18 protein-coding genes and 1 pseudogene are annotated in these 20,746 nt (G+C 70.4%); 12 read left to right on the top strand and 7 right to left on the bottom strand.

The features are described from left to right. The 5 genes from VN520_RS17070 to VN520_RS17090 all read right to left on the bottom strand — a co-directional run. A partial coding sequence (locus tag VN520_RS17070; RefSeq protein ID WP_325747782.1) for an FAD-dependent monooxygenase occupies positions 1 to 579 on the bottom strand: 579 nt, incomplete at its 3' end. Between the two features lie 12 nt (positions 580 to 591). Continuing rightward, the gene (locus VN520_RS17075; protein WP_325747783.1) at positions 592 to 954 is read right to left on the bottom strand and encodes a hypothetical protein; all 363 of its coding nucleotides are present in this window, start codon (positions 952 to 954) and stop codon (positions 592 to 594) included. After that, positions 951 to 1,838: an extradiol ring-cleavage dioxygenase gene (locus VN520_RS17080; protein ID WP_325747784.1), complete on the bottom strand. Its 888-nt coding sequence runs from the start codon at positions 1,836 to 1,838 to the stop codon at positions 951 to 953. Before VN520_RS17080 ends, VN520_RS17075 begins: the two co-directional genes overlap by 4 nt. 58 nt (positions 1,839 to 1,896) lie before the next feature. After that, on the bottom strand, positions 1,897 to 2,688 hold the full coding sequence (locus VN520_RS17085; RefSeq protein WP_325747785.1) for a citryl-CoA lyase: 792 nt from the start codon (positions 2,686 to 2,688) through the stop codon (positions 1,897 to 1,899). After that, complete coding sequence (locus VN520_RS17090; protein WP_325747786.1) at positions 2,685 to 3,887, bottom strand: CoA transferase; 1,203 nt, start codon at positions 3,885 to 3,887, stop codon at positions 2,685 to 2,687. Before VN520_RS17090 ends, VN520_RS17085 begins: the two co-directional genes overlap by 4 nt. 196 nt (positions 3,888 to 4,083) lie before the next feature. Here VN520_RS17090 and VN520_RS17095 point away from each other — a divergent pair, with 196 nt between their 5' ends. The 3 genes from VN520_RS17095 to VN520_RS17105 are packed head-to-tail and all read left to right on the top strand — an operon-like array spanning position 4,084 to position 7,759. After that, positions 4,084 to 5,370, top strand: coding sequence for a cytochrome P450 (locus VN520_RS17095; protein WP_325747787.1), 1,287 nt, complete (start codon positions 4,084 to 4,086; stop codon positions 5,368 to 5,370). Continuing rightward, a complete protein-coding gene (locus VN520_RS17100) occupies positions 5,363 to 6,184 on the top strand; it encodes a hypothetical protein (protein WP_325747788.1) in 822 nt (273 codons plus the stop codon). The genes VN520_RS17095 and VN520_RS17100 overlap by 8 nt, the downstream gene beginning before the upstream one ends. Before the next feature lie 9 nt (positions 6,185 to 6,193). Next, complete coding sequence (locus VN520_RS17105; RefSeq protein WP_325747789.1) at positions 6,194 to 7,759, top strand: class I adenylate-forming enzyme family protein; 1,566 nt, start codon at positions 6,194 to 6,196, stop codon at positions 7,757 to 7,759. 170 nt (positions 7,760 to 7,929) lie between these two features. On the opposite strand, the gene VN520_RS17110 is transcribed toward VN520_RS17105, so the two are convergent. Then, positions 7,930 to 8,559, bottom strand: coding sequence for an IclR family transcriptional regulator (locus VN520_RS17110; RefSeq protein ID WP_325747790.1), 630 nt, complete (start codon positions 8,557 to 8,559; stop codon positions 7,930 to 7,932). 72 nt (positions 8,560 to 8,631) lie between these two features. After that, a complete protein-coding gene (locus VN520_RS17115; protein ID WP_325747791.1) occupies positions 8,632 to 9,987 on the bottom strand; it encodes an SLC13 family permease in 1,356 nt (451 codons plus the stop codon). Positions 9,988 to 10,345: 358 nt separating this feature from the next. Between VN520_RS17115 and leuC the strand changes: the two genes are divergently transcribed. The 9 genes and pseudogenes from leuC to VN520_RS17160 form a co-directional block, all read left to right on the top strand. Further along, positions 10,346 to 11,752: a 3-isopropylmalate dehydratase large subunit gene (leuC, locus tag VN520_RS17120; protein ID WP_325747792.1), complete on the top strand. Its 1,407-nt coding sequence runs from the start codon at positions 10,346 to 10,348 to the stop codon at positions 11,750 to 11,752. After that, on the top strand, positions 11,752 to 12,348 hold the full coding sequence (leuD, locus tag VN520_RS17125) for a 3-isopropylmalate dehydratase small subunit (RefSeq protein WP_325747793.1): 597 nt from the start codon (positions 11,752 to 11,754) through the stop codon (positions 12,346 to 12,348). The genes leuC and leuD overlap by 1 nt, the downstream gene beginning before the upstream one ends. Beyond that, entirely contained in the window at positions 12,341 to 13,123 is a 783-nt protein-coding gene (locus tag VN520_RS17130) for a hypothetical protein (protein WP_325747794.1), read from the top strand. Before leuD ends, VN520_RS17130 begins: the two co-directional genes overlap by 8 nt. A gap of 29 nt (positions 13,124 to 13,152) precedes the next feature. Then, positions 13,153 to 16,698 (top strand): indolepyruvate ferredoxin oxidoreductase family protein, encoded by a 3,546-nt coding sequence (locus tag VN520_RS17135; RefSeq protein ID WP_325747795.1) that lies wholly within the window; start codon positions 13,153 to 13,155, stop codon positions 16,696 to 16,698. A gap of 55 nt (positions 16,699 to 16,753) precedes the next feature. Next, positions 16,754 to 17,929, top strand: coding sequence for an acyl-CoA dehydrogenase family protein (locus VN520_RS17140; protein WP_325747796.1), 1,176 nt, complete (start codon positions 16,754 to 16,756; stop codon positions 17,927 to 17,929). Positions 17,930 to 18,152: 223 nt separating this feature from the next. Next, positions 18,153 to 18,956, top strand: a complete 804-nt coding sequence (locus tag VN520_RS17145; RefSeq protein WP_325747797.1) for an IclR family transcriptional regulator — start codon at positions 18,153 to 18,155, stop codon at positions 18,954 to 18,956. Between the two features lie 75 nt (positions 18,957 to 19,031). After that, positions 19,032 to 20,081 carry an aromatic ring-hydroxylating dioxygenase subunit alpha gene (locus tag VN520_RS17150; RefSeq protein ID WP_325747798.1) on the top strand — a complete coding sequence of 350 codons (1,050 nt, stop codon included), beginning with the start codon at positions 19,032 to 19,034 and terminating at the stop codon, positions 20,079 to 20,081. Further along, positions 20,078 to 20,272, top strand: a complete 195-nt coding sequence (locus tag VN520_RS17155; RefSeq protein WP_325747799.1) for a hypothetical protein — start codon at positions 20,078 to 20,080, stop codon at positions 20,270 to 20,272. Before VN520_RS17150 ends, VN520_RS17155 begins: the two co-directional genes overlap by 4 nt. Beyond that, a pseudogene (locus VN520_RS17160) lies at positions 20,269 to 20,746 on the top strand (ferredoxin reductase); the annotation flags it as partial. The gene VN520_RS17155 and the pseudogene VN520_RS17160, both read left to right, overlap by 4 nt.

The raw sequence follows: 20,746 nt of genomic DNA on the forward strand, positions 1-20,746 counted from the left end.
CTGCTCGGCGATCCTGCTGCGGGCGCCGTCGGCGCCGATCAGGTAGCGCGAGCGCACCGTGTACTCCTGGCCGGTGAGCCGGTCGCGCACCAGGCTGGTGACCCCGTCGGCGTCCTGCTCGTGGGAGAGGTACTCGCTGTCGAAGCGGATGCGCGCGCCCCGGCGCTGCGCCTCCTGCACCAGGATGGGCTCCACGATGGTCTGCGGGGCGTCGGCCATGGAGCAGGGGCTGGCCAGCCGGTAGTCGGCGTGCCGGTCCGGACTGGTGCCCCAGGACGGGACACGTCCCAGCTCCTCACCGGCCAGGCTGGTGCAGAAGGTGGTGTTGCCCATGAACTCCCAGGGCGTCGCCTCGCGCATGAGGCGGTCCTCGACGCCCATGTCGCGCAGCGTCTCCATGGTCCGCTGGTTGGTGATGTGCGCCCGGGGAGTGTCAGCCAGGGCCCCGTACTTGGTGATCAGGCGGACCTTCACCCCGTACGTCGCCAGGAAGAGCGCGGCCGAGGCCCCGGCCGGGCCCGAGCCCACGACGAGGATGTCCGTGTCGAAGTCGGTGGTGGTGTGCGTCAGTGTCGTCAACGGTCTGTCCGCTCAGGTGGCTATGTCTGGATAGGGCAGGGAGAAGTGGGCGAGCCGCGCGGCGTACTCCCGCTGGAAGGCCATCGGCTCCTCGTAGTCGCGTTCGAACAGCGCGATGAAGAGGGTGAGGGTGAGGAAGGGATGCGCGCCCAGCTCGAATAGCTTCACGTAGTCGTGGGCGGCGAGCGCCTCACGCTCCTCGTGGGTGAACTCCGGATGGGTGGTGGCCTCGGCGCCGATGGCGTTCAGCAGGGTGCCGGCGTGTTCGGCCTCCCACCAGGTCACCGTTCCCCTGGGGTCCTCGCGGTACCGCTCGACGAGGTCCGGGTCGCGGTCCACGGTGTAGAGGAACTTGTTCATCAGGTACTTGCTCATGGCCGCGCCCCCGTACCGGTCTGCGCGGGAACACCGTTCGGGTACCAGGTGAAGTACGCCTCCATGGTGTGGAACAGGTCGAGCGTGTCGGTGTAGTCGGCCCTGGCGCCCTCACCGGCGACGCCCATCATCAGCATGAAGTCCATGAAGCCGTGGGTGGCGTTGCCCGGCGTCCACAGGCTGTCCAGGGTGACCTCGGACAGACAGCCCTCGATGTCCCCGCCGGCGATCCATTCCACGGCCTTGTGGTCGAACTCCGGGTCGGGGCCGTGCGGCCCGAACTGGCGGGGTCCGCCGAGTTCGAGGGAGAGGTGCCCGGTGCCGATGACGGCGACCCGCAGGTTGCTCGGCCAGGACTCGATCATCTCCCGGATGGCCTTGCCGAGATGCACGAACCGGGACGGCTGGGGCAGCGGCGGGGCGAAGATGTTGGTGTAGACCGGCACGATCGGCAGGTCCGCCTCGGGGCGGAGGGTGATGATCGGGCAGGTGATGCTGTGGTCGATCCGCAGCTCGTTGCTGAAGGCGAGGTCGAAGCCCGAGTCGAGACCGCTGCGCAGCAGGTGCGCCGACAGGTCCTCCTGGCCGCGCAGCCGCATCCGCGGCAGACCGAACTCGCGCTCCTCGTTGTACCAGTTGGCGTCGTAGACGGGTGCCTTGCCGACGAGGAACTGCGGCATGTTGTCCAGCCACAGCTGGTGGAAGTGGTCGGAGCCGACCATGACCAGGACATCGGGGCGGGCGCGGCTCAGCGTCTCGCGGAACGCCTCGATCTTGGCGACCCAGGCGTCCGCGTACGGCGGGCGGTCCTCGCCCGTGGCGGTGCTGGCCTTGTAGTAGAAGGGATGGTGGGTGGAGGCGATGACCGCGGCCAGGGTGGCCATGGCGGTTCCTCTCGTCGGGCCGGTCGGCACCGACCGGCTGTCCAGCGGGCCGAGGGGGTCAGGCGGGGGTGTCGGGGGTGACGTAGGTGGCGTTGCGATCGATACTCATGTACATGTCCGAGGCGATGGGGCGTCGGCGTTCCTCGGCGAGCTGGCCGAGCAGGCCCGCGGCGCGGGCGAGCAGTGCGAACCCGCGCAGCAGGTCGACGGGGAGACCGAGGTCGGCCAGGGCCGCCCCGCACACGCCGGCCCCGTTGAGCGGCAGCTTCTTGCCGAGCACCTCGGAGTGGACCCGGCCGACCGCCTCGAACAGGCGCAGATGTGGGCCCTTGAGGCCCTCTTCGTCGGCGATGCGCATGAGTACGGGCGTACGCGGGTCGCCCTTCTTGTGCACCGGATGTCCCAGACCGGGCACAAGGCGCTTGTCGGCGCGGGCCCGGCCCACCGCGTCCAGGGCGATGGCGTCCCAGCCCGCGTCGTCGTCCGGCAGGGGTCCCTCGACGCCGGCCAGGGTGTCGGCCAGGAACCGCCCGCAGTCCTCGGTGACCCCGAGGAAGCGGGAGCCACCGCCGAGCAGTCCGGACGCGAGCGCGCCCTGCAACGACTCGGGGGCGCTGAGGTACGTCAGACGGGCCGCGATCGCCGTCGGCGTGAATCCGTGGTCGGCGAGCGCGACCAGCACGGTCTCGAAGACGCGCACTTCGGACGGGGTGGGGCGGCGGTGGGTGACCAGCCAGAAGGCCAGCTCTCCGAAACCGACCTTGCCCATGAGGTCCTCGGCCAGGTCCTGGCCGAGCAGGTGGATGCTGTCGAGGTCCGACGTGCCCAGCGAGGTGGGGTAACTGCTCATCGGTCGTTCTCCCTTCGGGTGCGCTCCGCCCGCAGCCAGGCGCGGATCTCCTCGCCGTGCTCGTCCAGCGAGGGCGGCGGCAGCTCGTAGCGCGGCGGAGTGGCGGAGAAAGTGATGGGGTTGCGGATGCCCGGCACCGCGGCGGGGCCCTCGCCCGACTCCACGATCGGGGCGAGTCCGAGTTCCTCGGCGAGGCCGACGCCCCCGTCGATGGTGTTGATCGGCGCGGACGGCACGCCGGCGGCCAGCAGGTCCCGGAACCACTCGTCCTTGGTCCGCTTCACCAGCCGCTCCACCAGCAGCGGGCGCAGTTCCTCGCGGTGGGCGGTGCGGTCCTGGTTGTGCGCGAAGCGCGGGTCGTCGATCAGTCCGGGAACGCCGAGCACCTGGCACAGCTTGTGGAACTGGCCGTCGTTGCCGGCGATGACGATCAGCTCACCGTCGGAGGTCGGCAGCGGTTCGTACGGGAAGAGACTCGGGTGGGCGTTGCCCATGCGGAACGGGACGACGCCGGCCGCCGCGTACGCGCCGGTGTGGTTGACCAGCCCGGACAGCGCGGAGGACAACAGGTCGAGTTCGATGTGCTGGCCCTGTCCGGTCTGGTCCCGGTGCCGCAGCGCCGCGAGGATGCCGATGGCCGTGTGCAGACCCGTCATCACGTCGAACACCGAGATGCCGGCGCGGAACGGGGAGCCGTCCGGGTCGCCGGTGAGGCTCATCAGCCCGGACATGGCCTGCACCATCAGGTCGTATCCGGGCAGCTGCGCGCCCGCGCCCGGACCGAAGCCGCTGATCGAGGCGTAGACGATGCCGGGGTTGTTCCGGCTCACGGTGTCGTGGTCCAGGCCGAAGCGCCGCAGCCCGCCCGGCTTGAAGTTCTCGATCAGCACGTCCGCGCGTCCGGCGAGTTCCCGGGCGTCCGCCAGGTCCTCGGTGTCCTTCAGATCCAGTGCCACGGACCGCTTGTTGCGGTTGACCGACAGGTAGTACGTCGAGATCCCGTCGCGGACCGGCGGCATCCAGGTCCGGGTGTCGTCGCCCCCGGGGCTCTCGACCTTGATGACCTCCGCCCCCAGGTCGGCGAGCAACATCGTGGCGTAGGGGCCCGCGAGGATGCGCGAGAAGTCGGCAACCAGAATCCCGCTCAGTGGACCCGCGGGGCGGGTGGCGGGGGTGGTCGACGGGGGTGGCATTTCCATGGTCTTCACCTTTGCCCGTTGAACGCACGTCTGTGCGGCACCCGTACTGTTATTGAATATTGAACATCCTGTCAAGCAGTCGGTGACGGCAGCCGTTCCGACCGACCCCCCGGCATGGTCACGAATCCGGCAACAGAGCCGGGACCTGGACCAAAGTCACCGCTCCAGTGGCAAGGCCCGCTTTAGCGTCCGAGCCATGACCACCCCTGTCGATGCGTTCGACCCGCTGTCAGCCGCGTACCTGGACGATCCGCAAGCCGCGGTGCAGTCACTGCTGGCCGGAAGCCCCGTCTTCTTCCACGACCCCCTGAACTCCTTCGTCGTCACGCGCAACGAGGACGTCCGCGCGGTCCTCACCGATTTCGAGACCTTCTCCTCCGGCGCCTACAAGGCAGTGGAACCCACCGTCGAAGCGCTCGCGACCATTCCCGACGAACACAAGCGCGTGGCGCAACTGGTCATCGGCGGCGGCGTCCTGCTCAACCTCGACCCGCCCGTTCACACCCGCGAGCGCAAGGCCGCCCAGAAGGCGTTCACCCGCCCGCGCGTGAGTCAGGCCTCCGCCGACATCGCGGCCAAGGCCGACGCGCTCATCGACGGCTTCGCCGACCGCGGCTCCATCGACCTGATGCAGGACTTCGCCTACCAGCTCACGCTCTCGGTCGTGGGCGACATGCTCGGCCTGCCCTCCGAGGACCTGCCGCGTTTTCATGCCTGGATCGGCGAGGTGTTCTCGCTGATGTCACCGATCGACGCCGAACCCGGTACCTCCACGAGGTCCGACGAGGACATCGTCGACGCCTATGCGCGGATGTACAGCGCCTACGAGTTCTTCTCCGCCTTCGTCGCTGACCGGCGTGAGAACCCGGGGGACGACATCACGTCAGCGATGCTCAAGCTCACCGACGACGAGGGCGAGCCGCTGCTCAGCAACGACTCGGTCCTCGCCCACATGGTGTCCATCACAGCCGCCGGCACCGACACGACGGCGAACCTCATCGGTAACACGGTGCGCCAGCTGACCGAGAACCCCGGTCTGCTGGCGGAGGTCCGTGCCGACGAGGACCTCTGGGAGCACGTGGTCGAGGAGTCCCTGCGGAGGACCGGCATCGGGCTGCACCTGTTCCGCTACACCACCCGCGACACGGAGATACGCGGCGTCCCGATCCCGGCCCGCTCCATGGTGCTCCTGAACATCGCCGCCGCCAATGCGGACCCCTCTGTCTTCCCGGACCCCCTGGTCTACGACATCAACCGGCCCAACCTCGGCGAACACCTCGCCTTCGGCACCGGCCGGCACTTCTGCATCGGTTCCCCGCTGGCCCGCCCGGAGGCGAGTATCGCGCTCCGGACGCTGTACCGGCGCCTGCCCGGTCTCAAGGCCGACCTGGAGGAGAAGCGGAACTACCTTCCCGCGCTGACCGTGCGGGCCGTCCTCAACCAGACCGTGACGTGGGAGGCCGACAGTGACCAGCGTGCGTAGCGTCCACCATTTCGCGTACTCCACTTCCGAAGCCGAGCGGGAGATCCGCTTCCACGAAGACGTGCTCGGGCTGCGCTGCCTGAGCCGCGAGCCCGCCACGCTGCGCGGACTCTCCGCCGAACGACTCGTCTTCGGTGGCTCGACGGACCCGGGTCACGGCTTCCTGGTCGCCTACTGCCTCGGCGCGGACGGGCCGACCGGACGGCGCGGCAGCAACGGTCCGGACTCTCCGAACCTCTCGGTGCCCGCCGGATCGCTCGGCCACTGGCAGGCGCGTCTGCACGACGCGCACGTCGAGGGCCAGGTCGAGGAGGTGTTCGGTACGAAGCGGCTGGCGTTCACCGCGCCGTCGGGCATCCCGTACGCCCTCGTCGAGAGCGATGAGCCGGACTCCGTTCCGGTCAGCGGCTCCGTCGCCGCGGCCCTGGCCGTGCGTGGTCTGCACAGCGTCACCGTCTCGCTGATGGACGTCCGTGAGACGCACTCCTTCCTGCTGGACCTCTTCGGTGGCGAGCACACCGTGCAGGACCTCGCGTCCGGGTACTACCGGTTCGCGGAGGGCGCCGGGATCGAACTCCTGCACCAGCCCTACCGCGCCCCGGGCACCTGGACGTACGCCGTGGGAACGCCCCACCACATCGGCCTGGCGGTCGACGACGAGGCGTCCCGGGAGCGGCTCTGCGAGCGGCTGCGTGACTCCGGCTACCACGACGTCTCGTCGGTCGTCGAGGGCGCGGGCTCCAGCACGGTCTGGGTCCGTGCCCCGGGCGGCGCGCTCGTCGCACTGGTCTGCGCCGGCGACACGGAGCGCTGAGAGCCGCTGATGCCCAACATCGCCACCACCCTCAGCGCTGCACGCCGGCTGCACGCCGGGCGCACCGCTCTGCGCCATGCCGACCGTGACATGACGTACGCGGAACTGGACGACGCCGTCCGTAGCTTCGCCTCAGCGCTCCTGGCGAGCGGTCTGAGCCCCGGAGACCGTGTGGCCGTCTTCGCGAAGAACTGTCCTGAGTACGTCATCACCATGTACGGCGCCTTCGCCGCCGGGATGGTGATCGTGCCGGTCAACGCCAAGCTGGCCGGTCCCGAGCTCGCCGTCATCCTGGAGGACAGCGAGACGCGACTGCTGGTCCACGACGCGGCGAGCGCGGTCCTGGTGGACGAGGTCGCGGGCCCGGACCTGGCGACACTGGGGATCGGGCCCGCGTTCGACCGGTTCCTCGCCGTCGGCAGCCCGGACCAGCAGGTGGCCGACCTCGGCGAGGACTCGGTCGCGTGGCTCTTCTACACATCGGGCACCACGGGCCGCCCCAAGGGCGCGATGCTCACCCACCGCAACCTGACGGCGATGATGTGGCTGGAGCTCGCCGATGTCTGTGACTACCGGGCCGAGGACGTCGTTCTGCACGTCACGCCCCTCTCCCACGGGGGTGGCCTCTATCTCCTCGGTGCGGTCGCCCGGGGTGCGACGAACCTGATCCACAGCGGTTCCTCGTTCGTCGCCGGAGACGTGCTGCGCCTGATCGAACGGGAGGGCGTCACGGTCATCGCCTTCCTCGCCCCCACGATGATCGTCATGCTGCTCGACGCGGACGCCGAGACGGGTGCGGACACCGCATCCCTGCGGCGGGCGGTCTACGGCGGCGCGCCCATGCATCTGGACCACGCCCGCCGGATGGTCGACCGCTTCGGCGGCGTGTTCGTGCAGATCTACGGCCAGGGGGAGTCGCCCATGACGATCACCTACCTGGATCTGGCACGGGGCCCGGTCGACGACGACCGCCTGATCTCGGCCGGCGTCCCCCATCCCGGGGTGGAGGTCGCGGTGTTCGATGCCGAGGACCGTCCCGTGACCGTCGGCACCACCGGCGAGATCTGTGTGCGCGGGGACACCGTCATGCGCGGGTACCTCGGCAACCCGACGGCAACAGCGGCTGCTCTGCGCAACGGCTGGCTCCACACCGGCGACGTGGGACGCTACGACGAACACGGTCGGCTGACCCTTCTCGACCGCAGCAAGGACGTCATCATCTCCGGTGGGACGAACATCTACCCCCGCGAGGTCGAGGACGCGCTCCTGCTGCACCCTGGCGTCCGGCAGGTCGTCGTCTTCGGCGAGCCCGACGACGTGTGGGGTGAGAGTGTGACGGCCGCGGTCGTGCGCGAGGCCGCCGCCGACGTCGCCGCCGACGAGCTGATCGCGTGGTGCCGGACCCTGATCGCCGGCTTCAAGAAGCCGAAGCGAGTCGTGTTCGTCGAGGAACTGCCCAGCAACGCCTACGGAAAGGTGCTGCGGCGCGAGGTACGGGACCGGTTGGCGGCCGACAGCACCGGTCACCAGCGGGATGGACGACTGCCGGGGCTGTCCGTCCGGCGCACGTCGTGACGGGAGAGGGCGGTCGGACGCGGCAGGGCCGGCTTCCCGGTGGAGGCGTCGGCAGCGGAGGTGTCAGGAGGTCCTGAGGTGGCCATCCGCCACCCTGGTCCTGACGCGGCCTCCGCCACCACGGTCCTGCCGAGTCGCAAGCGTACTGCCGCGGGGCCGGCCGCGGCGCGTCACGCCGCGAGGAGACGCGAGATCCTCGCGGCGGTCGCGACCACCTGGGCCCCGTAGGCGTCCCCCGGGGAGCCGGGCATGCGGAACAGCGGTGCGACCACACACACCGCCGCGATGATGTCGTCACCCTCCTTGACCGGGGCACTGACCGATCCCAGGCCCGGGGTCCGCCTGGAGACCGCCTCGCACCAGCCTTCCTCCCCCAGTTGGCCCTGCAGGGCGTACGCGGCTGAGCCGCCCTCGGAGAGGGGAAGGCTCACGCCGGACGCGAGGACGACGCGCAGTTCGGTGTCGGCGATGACGCTCGCGACGCAGATGCGGTCCGATCCCCGGGCCAGCCACAGCTGGCTGGTCTCGCGGATGTCCCTGGTGAGGCGTTCGAGGCAGGGACGGGCAAGGTCGGTCAACCGTGAGGGCTGCGCCCGGCGCCCCAGACGGTAGACACCCGACTCGTCGCGCTGCAGGAGTTCGTGTGCCACCAGAGCCGTGGCGAGACGGTGGGCGGTGGAGGTCTTCATGTCGAGCTCACGCGCGATCTGGCTCGCCGAGGAAGGTCTGTACTCGCACAGTTCCACGATCGCCATGGCCTTGTCGAGCACGCCGACACCCGTACTACGCACGCTGATCATGCCTGAGAAGATAGCCGGTCCCTCGGACAGCTGTGAGGGCTGACGGCGGGAGGCACGGCACAGCCGGGGCCCTCATCGGCCGGCCGGGAGGATCAGCAGGCCCCAGGCGAGGAGCGCCCCCACGCCGCACACGTAACCGCTGTACACCAGCATCTGGCGCTGGAACCGCTGCTTGTCCTCGACCTGAGCGCTGCTCAGGACCAGCACGCCGTTGCTGGAGAACGGACTGACGTCGACCACGGTCGCACAGAAGGAGAGCGCGATGACGAAGGCGGCAGGGGGCAGCTGCCCCGAGGACATCAGCGGCTCCGCCAGCGGCAGCGCTATCAGGATGAGGCCGAATGACGATCCGATGCACGACAGCAGACCCACGGCGAGCAGCAGGATCAGGGCGGTCAGCATGACCGAGGGCAGTTCCATGGCCGCGTCGCCGAGGAACTGGATGGTGCCGTTGGTGGTCAGCACCGCCATGTAGGTCATGACGCCGCAGACGAGAAGCGCGGCGGGCCAGCCCACGGACGCCATGGCCTCCCGGGCGTGCGCGGGCAGGAGCAGCAGGAGCAGCACGCCGAGACACGTCCCGGCGATACCCACCTCGACTCCGTAGAAGGCGGCTACCAGAAGTCCCACGATGGCCGCCAGGGTGAGGCACTGCGTGGGCGTGACCCGCGACGTGGTGGGATTCCGGTCCCCGGGGAACTCATGGGCCGGCCCCTCGGTGTCCGCGTCGCCTGCGCCGGCGGCCGTGCTCCGGGCACTGTCGATCGGCCCACCCGCGGCCACGGGAACCGCCACCTTCCGCTGCGCCACGTCGGCACTCCTCGCCGGCTCCTTCCTGAAGAGGTCGCGTCCCAGGACGAGGAAGGCCACGACGGCGAGCAGCAGGTTGAGCCCGAACGGCACGAGGAAGAGCATCGTCGTGGAAACGGTGAACCCCTGGGACTCGACCAGCTTCCTCGTGCTCACGGAGTAGACGGTGATGGGTGAGAAGGCCGCGCCGAGGGCCCCGTGGCCGAGCATCGCACTCATCAGCAGCGGTTTGATGCCGAAGCGCTTGGCCAGCGGCATGGCGACCGGGGCCAGCATGCCCACGGCCAGCACCGCCCCGAGGGACATCAGAGCCGCTGCGAGCACGAACATCATCCACGCCACCGCCCATCGTTTCCCCCGTACCAGGAGCAGTGACTTCTGGAGGAGGAGGTCGATGGTGCCGTTGGCGCGCGCCATGCCGAACAGCAGGGTGATGCCGAGCACGGTGAAGAAGAGGTCGCCCGGGAAAAAGGCCTCGACCTTCTCGAGGGGGATGCCCGATATCCCTGCTCCGACCGCGAAGGCGGCCACGAAGGCCAGAAGTCCGAGGCTGACGGGGCGCAACGTCGCGAGAACGAAGATCGTCACCAGGACGGCGACGGAAACGGCGTAGACCACGGGGTCCTCCTTGACCAGTGGCGTGAGGGAGGACCCGCGACGCGACAGTCGGCCGGCACGGCTCGACACTCGCGTCGACGCGATCAGAGCTCCCATATTTTGGGATTCACCGAATCACCGGCGAATCCCGGGCGACAGTAGCCAGCCCTCCGCCGCAGAGGCAATGCCCGCGTCAGGGGTAATCTGCCGGGCACCTGAATATCCAGACAGTGGGCCATGCAGCCAGAGCATCAGCTTTGACGCCAATGACAACTACCTTGTGCCGCACGGCCCCTTCACCTAAGGTCCCACCTGAATCCACGAACTCCATTCCCAAATAATGGGAATCTCAATGATCTTTACCGCTCAAGGGGTCCCTATGGCACTCACCCTGGCCGACAAGATCTGGCGCGACCACGTGGTCCGTCAGGCCGTCGGCGAACCCGACCTGCTCTACATCGATCTGCACCTGCTGCACGAGGTCAACACCCCCGTGGCGTTCGACTCGCTGCGGGAGGCCGGCCGCAGCGTGCGCCGGCCCGATCTGACGCTGGCCACCGAGGACCACGCCACCCCCACCTCGACCGACCGCCCCTCACTCGACGAGGTGCTCCGGCGCAGTCAGATGAGGCTGATCCGTGACAACAGCGCCGAGTTCGGCATCCAGATGTACCCGCTGGGCGACGACCGGCACGGCATCGTCCACGTCATCGGCCCCGAACTGGGGCTCGCCCAGCCGGGCATGACCATCGTCTGCTGCGACTCGCACACCACGACCCACGGCGCCTTCGGGACCCTTGCCTTCGGCATCGGGACCAGCCAGGTCGAGCACGTCCTCGTCACCCAGACCCTGCCCATGACGCCGATGCGGAACATGAGCGTCACGATCACCGGTTCCCTCGCCCCCGGAGTCACCCCCAAGGACGTCGTCCTCGCGCTGATCAACAAGATCGGCACCGGCGGCGGTGTCGGGCACGTCATGGAGTTCCGCGGCTCCGTCATCGACGGCATGTCGATGGAAGGGCGCATGACGGTGTGCAACATGGCCGTGGAGGCGGGGTCCCGCGCCGGGCTGGTCGCGCCGGACGAGACCACCTTCGCCTATCTCAAGGACCGCCCGCACGTCCCCGCGGGCAAGGACTGGGACGCCGAACTGGCCTACTGGCGCACCCTGCGCAGCGATCCCGGCGCGGTCTACGACACCTCCGTCACGCTGGACGGGTCGGCGCTGACCCCCTTCGTCACCTGGGGCACGAACCCCGCCCAGAGCGTTCCCCTGGGCGACCGCGTCCCCTCCGTCGACGACTTCACCGACGACCGCAGCCGCCGCGCGGCAGCCCGCGCGCTGGAATACATGGGCCTCGCTCCGGGCACCGCGATGCGAGATGTGCCGGTCGACGCCGTGTTCATCGGTTCCTGCACCAACGGCCGCATCGAGGACATGCGCGCCGCCGCCGACGTACTGCGCGGGCGCAAGGCCGCCGACCACGTGGACGTACTCGTCGTTCCCGGGTCCGCGGCGGTTCGCGCCCAGGCGGTCGAGGAAGGGCTGGAGGAGGTCTTCAACGCCGCGGGGGTCGAACTCCGCTACGCCGGCTGCTCGATGTGCTGCGCGCTCAACGAGGACCGGCTGCTCCCCGGACAGCGCGCCGCCTCCACCAACAACCGCAACTTCGAGGGCCGGCAGGGACGGGGAGCGCGTACGCACGTCGTCTCCCCCGCGGTGGCCGCGGCCACCGCCGTCGCCGGCCGCCTCGCCTCCCCCGCCGACCTGGGAGCCCGATGATGGAAGCCTTCACCGTCCACACCGACAAGGCGGTGCCGCTGCGCCGCTCCGACGTCGACACCGACCAGATCTTCCCCGGCCGGTTCGGGACACGGACCTCCCGCACCGGCTACGCCGACGTCCTGTTCGCCAACTGGCGGGCCGAACCCGACTTCGTCATGAACAAACCCGAGCACCAGGGTGCGAGCATCCTGATCGCCGGGGCCGACTTCGGAACGGGTTCCTCGCGCGAGTTCGCCGTGTGGGCCTTGCAGGACTACGGCTTCCGGGTCGTCATCTCCCCGCGCTTCGGGGACATCTTCCAGGGCAACGCCCCCAAGCGCGGGCTGCTGCCCGTGACGCTGGACGAGGAGATCGTGGAGCGGCTGTGGGCTCTGGTCGAAGCCGCGCCGGACACCCGGATCACCGTCGACCTGGTGCGGCGCCGGGTCAGCGCCCCCGGCTTCGCGGTCCCCTTCGAGTTCGACGACCACACCCGCGGCCGCCTGCTGGCCGGCCTCGACGACATCTCGGCCACCGAGCGGTACCTGTCCGACATCGAGGCGTACGAGAGCCGCCGGCGCCCCAGCCTGCCCACCACCGTGCGCCATGGCTGACGGCACCGCGAGCAGCCTGGAGCAGGTGCGTCCCCGCCTGTTCGGCGGGGTTCCCGAAACCCTCATCAGCCGGCTGGACTTCCCTCGCGCCGACCCCGCAGCGCTGTCCTTCCTGCGCGGGCTGCCGGACACGACCTGTCTCGTGGCCGACGCCCTGGACGCACTCGGCATCGGCTCGGTCGTCCCCGCGTCCGCGCTGCCCCCGCTCGCCCCGGGCCAGGCGGTGTGCGGACAGGCGGTCACGCTGCGCTGCGAACCGTACGGCGGAGTGCCCGCCACACACCGGGCGCTCGGCAGCCCCGTCCTCGCCGGTGACCGCGACCTCTACGGGCTGGCCGCGCCGGGCGACATCGCGGTCATCACGGCGGAGGGCGACCTCACGACCGCGGTGCTCGGCGACCTGTCCGCCGGCTTCGCCGCCGCGGCCGGGGTCGCCGGCATCGTGGTCGACGGAGCCGTCCGCGACGTGGACACCCTGCGCGGCGGGGCGGTGCCCGTCTGGGCCCGGGGCGCCACGCCCATGGCCGGCCGGTACCGCTGGCGCGCGGCCGAGATCAACGGAGCCGTCGGTCTGGCCGGTGCCCGGGTCGAACCCGGCGATCTGGTCGTCGCCGACGGGAACGGCCTGTGCGTCGTCCCCCGCGAGTCCGTCGACGAGGTGGTCGCCGAGTGCCGCCGTCTGGTGACGGCCGAAGCAGCCATGGCCGACGCGCTGGCGCGGGCGGACACGCTGGAGGGCCTGGTCGCCCGGGTCCGCGGAGGGGCGGTGCTGTGACCAGCCCCGCACAACAGAAGGAAGGCACCATGACGACGACACCGGTACGGACGAGGCCCGACGGACGACTCGCGCGCGACAACGGCGGCTTCACCCTGGACGACCGCTACCTCGCCGAGGAAGGGCGCATCTACCTGACCGGGATCCAGGCCCTGGTCCGGATGCTCGTCGACCGCGCCAAGATCGACGCGCGAGCCGGCGCGGAGCCCGCCGCCTACGTCTCCGGCTACGAGGGCTCCCCGCTCGCCGGCTACGACATGGAGATCCACCGCCGCAGGAAACTCCTCGCCCCGCACGGGATCGTCCACCAGCCGGGCCTCAACGAGGAACTCGCCGCCACGGCGGTCGCGGGGACCCAACTGGCCGGGGAGTCACTCCCGTTCAAGAAGAGCGGAGTCCGCGGCGTCACCGGCTTCTGGTACGGGAAGGCTCCCGGCCTGGACCGCGCGAGCGACGCCATCCGCCATGCCAACATGGCGGGCACCTCGCCGCACGGCGGTGCCGTCGCTCTCGTCGGTGACGACCCGTCGGCCAAGTCGTCCACCTTCCCCTGCTCCTCCGAGATGAGCCTGGCCGACCTGCACCTCCCGGCGCTGTACCCCGCCGACTCCCACGAGGTGCTGGAATTCGGCCGGCACGCGGTCGAACTCTCCCGCGTCACCGGCCTGTGGACAGCCCTCAAGGTCGCCACCAACGTCGCCGACGCCGCCTCCACCGCCCACGTCACCCGTGACTGGGCCCCGCCCGTCCTGTCGGACCTGCCCGGCGGCCTCACCCCGTACGCGCACCGCCCGCACGCCGTGATGGTGGGACCGGGCCTGGCGGGTCTGGAGCAGAGCCTCTACGGGAAGCGGCTGCCGCTCGCCCTGGAATACATCCGGCGCAGTGGGCTCAACCACATCATGGGAGCGGCCGGTGACGCACAGCTGGGCATCGTCGCGGCCGGCAAGACATGGCTCGACCTCCGGCAGGCGCTCGCCCAGCTCGGTCTCGACGAGGCCGAGCTCGTACGCCGCGGGATCCGTCTCCTCAAGCTGGGCGCCCTCTATCCTGTCGAGCCGGCCGTCGTACGGGACTTCGCCCGGGGCCTGGACGAGATCGTCGTCGTGGAGGACAAGCGGCCTTACCTGGAGACAGCCGTCAAGGAAATCCTCTACGGCACCTCCGGCGCACCCCGCGTGACCGGCAAGCGCGACGCCGCGGGTGCGTCGCTGCTCCCCGCAACGAACGAACTCGACCCGGACCTGGTGGCGAACGCCCTGGCCCGCAGCCTGGCACCGCGGAACATCCCCTCGGTGCGGGAGTGGGTGGACAACCGCCCGCGCAGCAGGCCGTCACTCACCCTGCTGCCCCGCACCCCGTACTTCTGCTCCGGCTGTCCGCACAACTCCTCCACCAAGGTCCCGGACGGCATGGCCGTCGGCGGCGGAATCGGCTGCCACGGCATGGTGATGGGCATGCCGCGGAAGCAGGTCGGCGAGACGGTCGGCATGTCCCAGATGGGCGGTGAGGGCGGGCACTGGATCGGTCTCGCCCCGTTCGTGGACACCCCCGGCTACATACAGAACATCGGCGACGGCACCTTCGCCCACTCCGGCTCCCTCGCGGTGCGCGCGGCCGTCGCGGCCGGGGTGAACATGACGTTCAAGCTCCTGTTCAACTCCACCGTGGCGATGACGGGCGGTCAGGACGCGGTGGGCGGGATGCCCGTCGAACGCGTCGCCCGGCTGCTGGTCGTGGAGGGCGCCGCCCGTGTGGTCATCACCTCGGACGAGCCGCGCCGCGTCCGCAAGTCCCTGCGCGGAGCGGGCGTCCTGTCGCTCCCCGAGGTCTCGGTACGTCACCGGGACGACCTGGTGGACGTACAGCGCGAGCTCGCCGAGGTCCCCGGGGTCACCGTGGTCGTCCATGACCAGGAGTGCGCCGCGGAGCTGCGCCGTAAGCGCAAGCGGGGACTCACGCCGGCCCCCGTCCAGCGCGTGCTGATCAACGAGCGGGTCTGCGAGGGATGCGGAGACTGCGGCGAGAAGTCCAACTGCGTGTCCGTGCGGCCCGTGGACACCGCGTTCGGACGCAAGACGGAGATCCACCAGTCCTCGTGCAACCTGGACTTCTCCTGCCTCAAGGGCGACTGTCCGTCCTTCATGACGGTGGTCCCGGGCAAGGGCAGGCCCGCCCGCCCGGTGTCCGGCCCTCCGGTCCAGGAGGAAGGGGGCGAGCTTCCCGAGCCGGACCTGCGTGTCCCGCAGGACGAGTTCGCCCTGCGCATCACAGGCGTCGGCGGCACCGGCATCGTCACCGTGGCCCAGATACTCGCCACGGCCGCCTTCCTGGACGGGTACACCGTGCGGTCCCTCGACCAGACCGGTGTGGCCCAGAAGGGCGGCGCCGTCGTCTCCGACGTCAAGCTCAGCACCGGGCCGCTGATCCGCGCGGCCAAGCTCGCGGGCGGGGAGTGCGATCTGTACCTGGGCTGCGACAGCCTGGTGGCGGCGGACCCGGCCCAGCTCAAGGCCGCCCACGCCGACCGGACGGTGGCAGTCGTCTCCACCGCCGAGGTTCCCACGGGGGCCATGGTCGTGGACACCGCGGTGCCCTTCCCCGACCAGGGCAGCATCCGGGCGCAGCTGGACGGACGTTTCGCCGCGGCGCACTACCTCGACGCGGCGGCCGCCGCCGAGGAGGTCCTCGGGGACCAGCAGTACGCCAACATGGTCATGGTCGGCAGCGCCTACCAGGCCGGCGCCCTGCCCATCAGCGTCGACTCCCTGGACCGCGCGATCCGCCTCAACGGGATCAAGGTGGAGGAGAACCTGCGGGCCTTCCGGCACGGCCGCCGCATGGTGGTGGGGCCGGCCGGGACACCGGACCGCTCCCCCGCCGCGCACCACGTGCCGGGCACCGTGGACACCGCGGCGGCCGCCGAGGTCCGCTCCCGGATCGCGTCCGACGACGAGCAGCTGTCGGACCTCCTCGACCGGTACGTACCCGAACTCGTCGCCTACCAGGACGCCGGCTACGCCCGCACCTACGCGGCCGTGGTCGAGAACGTGCGCCGGCACGAGGCATCCGCCGTGGCGGGCTCGACGGAACTGACCCGGGCGGTGGCCTCGCACCTGTACAAGCTCATGGCCTACAAGGACGAGTACGAGGTCGCGCGCCTCATCCTCGATCCCGTGGTGGATCAGGATGTCGCAAGACGGTTCGGCGCGGGCAGCCGGGTGGCGTACCGACTGCACCCGCCCGTGCTCCGTGCGCTGGGCATGCGCGAGAAGATCTCGCTCGGCGCCTGGTCCCGTCCGCTCTTCCGGGGCCTGTACGCGCTGCGCCGGCTGCGCGGAACCTCCTGGGACCTCTTCGGCCACGCCCACGTCCGCAAGGTGGAGCGTGCCTTGATCACCGAGTACCGGCAGACGATCGAATGCCTGTTGCCGCGGCTCGACGCCACCACCATGGAGCAGGCGGTGGCGCTGGCGAACCTGCCTGACCTCGTCCGCGGCTACGAGGACGTCAAGCTGGCCAATGTCGCCGTGTACCGGGACCGCCTGCGCGAGGCCGGGCAACCCTTTTGCTGACCACCCACTTGTCGGCCGGCACCCACCCGCCCCCTCTCTCCGAAGGACCACCACCGTGGAGCGCAACCTCTTCGACACCGGCCACCAGGACTTCCGTGCGATGGTCCGGGATTTCGTCACCACCGAGATACAACCGCACCTGCCCGCGTGGGAGAGGGCCGGTGCGGTGGACCGTTCGATGTACGTGAAGGCCGGGGACCTCGGGCTGCTGGGCATCGACATCGACGAGGAGCACGGGGGCGGGGGCGTCCGGGACTTCCGCTACAACCTCGTCCTCATCGAGGAGCTGTGCAGCGCCGGCGCGGCCGCCCTGACCATGAACCTGAGCGGATTCAACGACCTCGTGGCGCCCTACCTCAGCGCACTGGCCACGCAGGAGCAGCGGCGGCGCTGGCTGCCGGATCTGTGCGCCGGCGAGCGGGTGTCGGCCATCGCCATGACGGAGCCGGGCGCCGGAAGCGATCTGAAGGCCATACGTACCACGGCGGTCCGGGACGGTGACGTGTACGTCGTCAACGGAGCCAAGACCTTCATCAGCAACGGCATGCTCGCCGACTTCGTGATCACGGTCGTCTCCACCGATCCCTCCGCCGGCCGTGCGGGCATCAGCCTGCTGGTGCTGGAGAGCGACATGGCAGGGTTCGAACGCGGGCGCAGGCTGGACAAGATCGGTCTGCACGCCCAGGACACCGCCGAGCTCTCGTTCACCGACGTCCGTGTGCCGGCCGCGAATCTGCTCGGCGAGGAGGGCCGTGGTTTCGAGTACCTCATGCGCAACCTTCCGCAGGAGCGCATGAGCGTGGCAGCGGCCGCGGTCGCCTGTATGCAACGGACCTTGCGCAACACCGTCACGTACACGAGGGAACGCACCGCGTTCGGCCGCACCGTCGCGGACTTCCAGGCGAACAGGTTCACGCTGGCCGAGCTCGCCACGGAGGTGCAGGTCGCCCAGGTGTTCGTCGACCGCTGTGCCGCCGGACTCGTCGCCGGGCAGCTGAGTCCCGAGGACGCCGCCATGGCCAAGTGGTGGACCACGGAGCTCCAGCAGAAGGTCACCACACGCTGCCTGCAGCTGCACGGCGGCTACGGTTACATGCAGGAGTACGACGTGGCGCGCGACTTCCTCGACGCACGCGCGAGCACCCTGTACGCCGGCACCACGGAGATCATGAAAGAGATCATCGGACGCTCCTTGCTGTCGGACGGCCCGCGCCCGGGTCCCGCCCGGTGACGCCGGGAGCGCACTGACGGCGACGGGGTCCGCCCGCCGGACACCGTGTCCCCCGGAACATCCGGCGGGTATCGTCAGCCCCCTCGGGTGACGACGCCGGACGCCCCGCGTGGGCGTGCCCACGGAAGGACGGAAGGACACCGCGGCCGGCCGGCCGTGGAAGGAGAAGCCGCAGCATGAACCCACCCCTTTCCGGCGCGAAGACCGCCGCGGCCCCGCTTCGGTGAGCGCGGCCGGTCCCGCGCGCTCGGCTGCCGAGCGCCTCCTGTCCGTCCTGGGAGCCTTCGATCACGGCAGGCCCGCACTCACCCTCTCCGAGATCGCCCGGCGCGCCGGTCTCACCCTGACCACGGCGCACCGGCTGGTCGCGGCCCTGACCGACTGGGGAGCCCTGGAGCGCGACGAGTCCGGCGACTACCACATCGGTCTGCGCCTCTGGGAGCTCGCCGCGCTCGCCCCCCGCGGGCCGGCGCTGCGGGAGGCGGCGATGCCGTTCCTCGAGGACCTCTACGAGTCCACCCACGAGAACGTGCATCTCGCCGTGCGTGACGGTCGCGACGTCGTCTACATCGAACGGATATCGGGGCGCTCGGCGGTCGGTGTCCGCAGCCAGGTCGGTACGCGCTGGCCTCTGCACGCGACCGGTGTGGGGCTGGTGCTCCTCGCCCACGGCGGCACCGCCCTGCAGGAGGAAGCCTGCGCGGGGCCACTGACCGCCTTCACCCCGTACACGGTGACCGACCCCGCCCGGCTTCGCAGCATGCTCGCCCAGGTCAGGACCACGGGCTGCGCACTGAGTGACCGGCAGATCACGGACGACGCCGTCTCCGTGGCCGCCCCGGTGCGCGGTCCGCGCGGTGAGGTCGTCGCCTCGGTGTCCGTCGTCGTGCCGGTGGCCGGCGCGCCCGCGCAGACGCTGATCCCGGCGGTCCGGATCGCCGGACTCGGGATCTCCCGCGCCCTCGGCTGGCGCCCTCCGGGCGGCACCGGTCTTCCGTCGGGCGGAAAGCCCATTGCCGCGAGGTGACGCCCCTCAGCACCCTGATTCCCATGCGGCGACGGCGGAGCACCGTGGCTCCGCCCCAGGGACGGGAGAGTCGGCATGACGGCATTTGTCAGGAACCAGTGGTACGTGGCCGCGTACGGGTACGAGGTCGGCCGGGAGCTGCTGGGCCGCACCGTCCTCGGCGAGCCGATCGCCTTCTACCGCACCGAGACCGCCGGTGACGAGCAGGGCACGGTCATCGCCCTGGCCGACCGCTGCGTGCACCGCCGGTTCCCGCTCTCCGAGAGCAACCTCGACGGCGACCGTGTCGTCTGCGGCTACCACGGCTTCACCTACGACACGACCGGCACCTGCGTGTACGTACCCGGCCAGAAGCGGGTGCCCCGTACGGCCCGTGTGAGTTCCTACCCCGTCGTCGAGCAGGACTCCTTCGTCTGGGTCTGGATCGGGGACCCGGCCCTCGCCGACCCCGGGGCGATCCCGCGCGCCCCTCATCTGACCGCGCCGGGCTGGGTGTCGGTCAGCGGGATGGAGCCCATCGACGGCGACTACGGCCTCCTCGTCGACAACCTGATGGACCTCTCCCACGAGACCTACCTCCACGGCGGCTACATCGGCACCCCCGAGGTCGCCGAGACCCCCATCACCACGGAGGTCGACGAAGGCGCGGGCATCGTCCGTGTCAGCCGGCACATGCTCGATGCCGAGTGTCCGCCCTTCTACGCCCGCTCCACCGGCATCGAAGGCCGCATCACGCGCCGTCAGGACATCGAATACCACGCACCCTGCCTCTATCTGCTGCACAGTGGCATCACGCCCGTCGGGGACGACAGCCATGTCTTCCGCACCGAGATCACCTATGCCATCACGCCCTCAGCCGAGGGGAAGGTGTACGACTTCTGGGCCGTGTCGCGCGACTTCGCGGTCGACGACGAGGAAGTCACCACCTTCCTGCGGGACTTCAACCACACCGTGGTGATGCAGGACGTCGACGCCCTCAACCTCCTCCAGCTCGCTCTGGACGCCGAACCGGGCGACAGCTACCAGGAGTTGAGCATCAACATCGACACGGGTGGTCTCGCCGCCCGTCGGATCCTGGCCCGTCTGGCCGAGGAAGGCGAGAAGCCCGTGGAGCGGACGTCGTGACCACCGGCGAGGTCTACCGCATCGACTGGGTGCCCGGCACCGACCTCCTGCACGGACGGTGCCACTGCGGGACGGAGCACACGGCGCAGAACCCGGAGGCGATGTGGTCGTGGATGCTCGCCCATCCGGACCATCCCCTCACACCCAGCACACCCGGCACACCCGGCACACCCGAGAGGAGCACGAGGTGAGCACCCCCTCCTTCCACGAGGCCGAACTCGTCGTCGCTCACCGGGCGGAGGCGGCCGACGGCGTCCTCGCCCTCACCCTCCGCCACCCCGACGGCGACGCGCTGCCCGCCTGGGAACCGGGCGCGCACATCGACCTCGCGCCGGGAAACGGCCTGATCCGCCAGTACTCCCTCTGTGGCGACCCCGACGACCACCACAGCTGGCAGATCGCCGTACTGCGGGAACCCCAGGGCCGAGGCGGCTCCGCCTACGTCCACGACCTCCTGGCCGAAGGCACGAAGGTCCGCGTCAACGGCCCGCGCAACAACTTCGCCCTCACGGAGGCCGGTCGCTACACCTTCGTCGCGGGCGGCATCGGCATCACGCCCATCCTGCCGATGGTCGCCGCAGCCGAGGCGGCGGGCGCCGACTGGACCCTGCTGTACGGGGGACGCACGCGCGCGTCGATGGCCTTCACCGATCGGCTCGCCCGGT

Origin of the sequence: Streptomyces sp. (genome assembly GCF_035563135.1) — a bacterium.
In the GTDB taxonomy this organism is placed as follows: domain Bacteria; phylum Actinomycetota; class Actinomycetes; order Streptomycetales; family Streptomycetaceae; genus Streptomyces.

Bases quoted from the DNA above. Each gene is read 5' to 3' on its own strand.
- VN520_RS17105 (WP_325747789.1), top strand. From the start codon at position 6,194: ATGCCCAACATCGCCACCACCCTCAGCGCTGCACGCCGGCTGCACGCC.
- VN520_RS17080 (WP_325747784.1), bottom strand. From the start codon at position 1,838: ATGGCCACCCTGGCCGCGGTCATCGCCTCCACCCACCATCCCTTCTAC.
- VN520_RS17150 (WP_325747798.1), top strand. From the start codon at position 19,032: ATGACGGCATTTGTCAGGAACCAGTGGTACGTGGCCGCGTACGGGTAC.
- leuC (WP_325747792.1), top strand. From the start codon at position 10,346: ATGGCACTCACCCTGGCCGACAAGATCTGGCGCGACCACGTGGTCCGT.
- VN520_RS17090 (WP_325747786.1), bottom strand. From the start codon at position 3,887: ATGGAAATGCCACCCCCGTCGACCACCCCCGCCACCCGCCCCGCGGGT.
- VN520_RS17130 (WP_325747794.1), top strand. From the start codon at position 12,341: ATGGCTGACGGCACCGCGAGCAGCCTGGAGCAGGTGCGTCCCCGCCTG.
- VN520_RS17110 (WP_325747790.1), bottom strand. From the start codon at position 8,559: ATGATCAGCGTGCGTAGTACGGGTGTCGGCGTGCTCGACAAGGCCATG.
- VN520_RS17095 (WP_325747787.1), top strand. From the start codon at position 4,084: ATGACCACCCCTGTCGATGCGTTCGACCCGCTGTCAGCCGCGTACCTG.
- leuD (WP_325747793.1), top strand. From the start codon at position 11,752: ATGGAAGCCTTCACCGTCCACACCGACAAGGCGGTGCCGCTGCGCCGC.
- VN520_RS17135 (WP_325747795.1), top strand. From the start codon at position 13,153: ATGACGACGACACCGGTACGGACGAGGCCCGACGGACGACTCGCGCGC.
- VN520_RS17075 (WP_325747783.1), bottom strand. From the start codon at position 954: ATGAGCAAGTACCTGATGAACAAGTTCCTCTACACCGTGGACCGCGAC.
- VN520_RS17085 (WP_325747785.1), bottom strand. From the start codon at position 2,688: ATGAGCAGTTACCCCACCTCGCTGGGCACGTCGGACCTCGACAGCATC.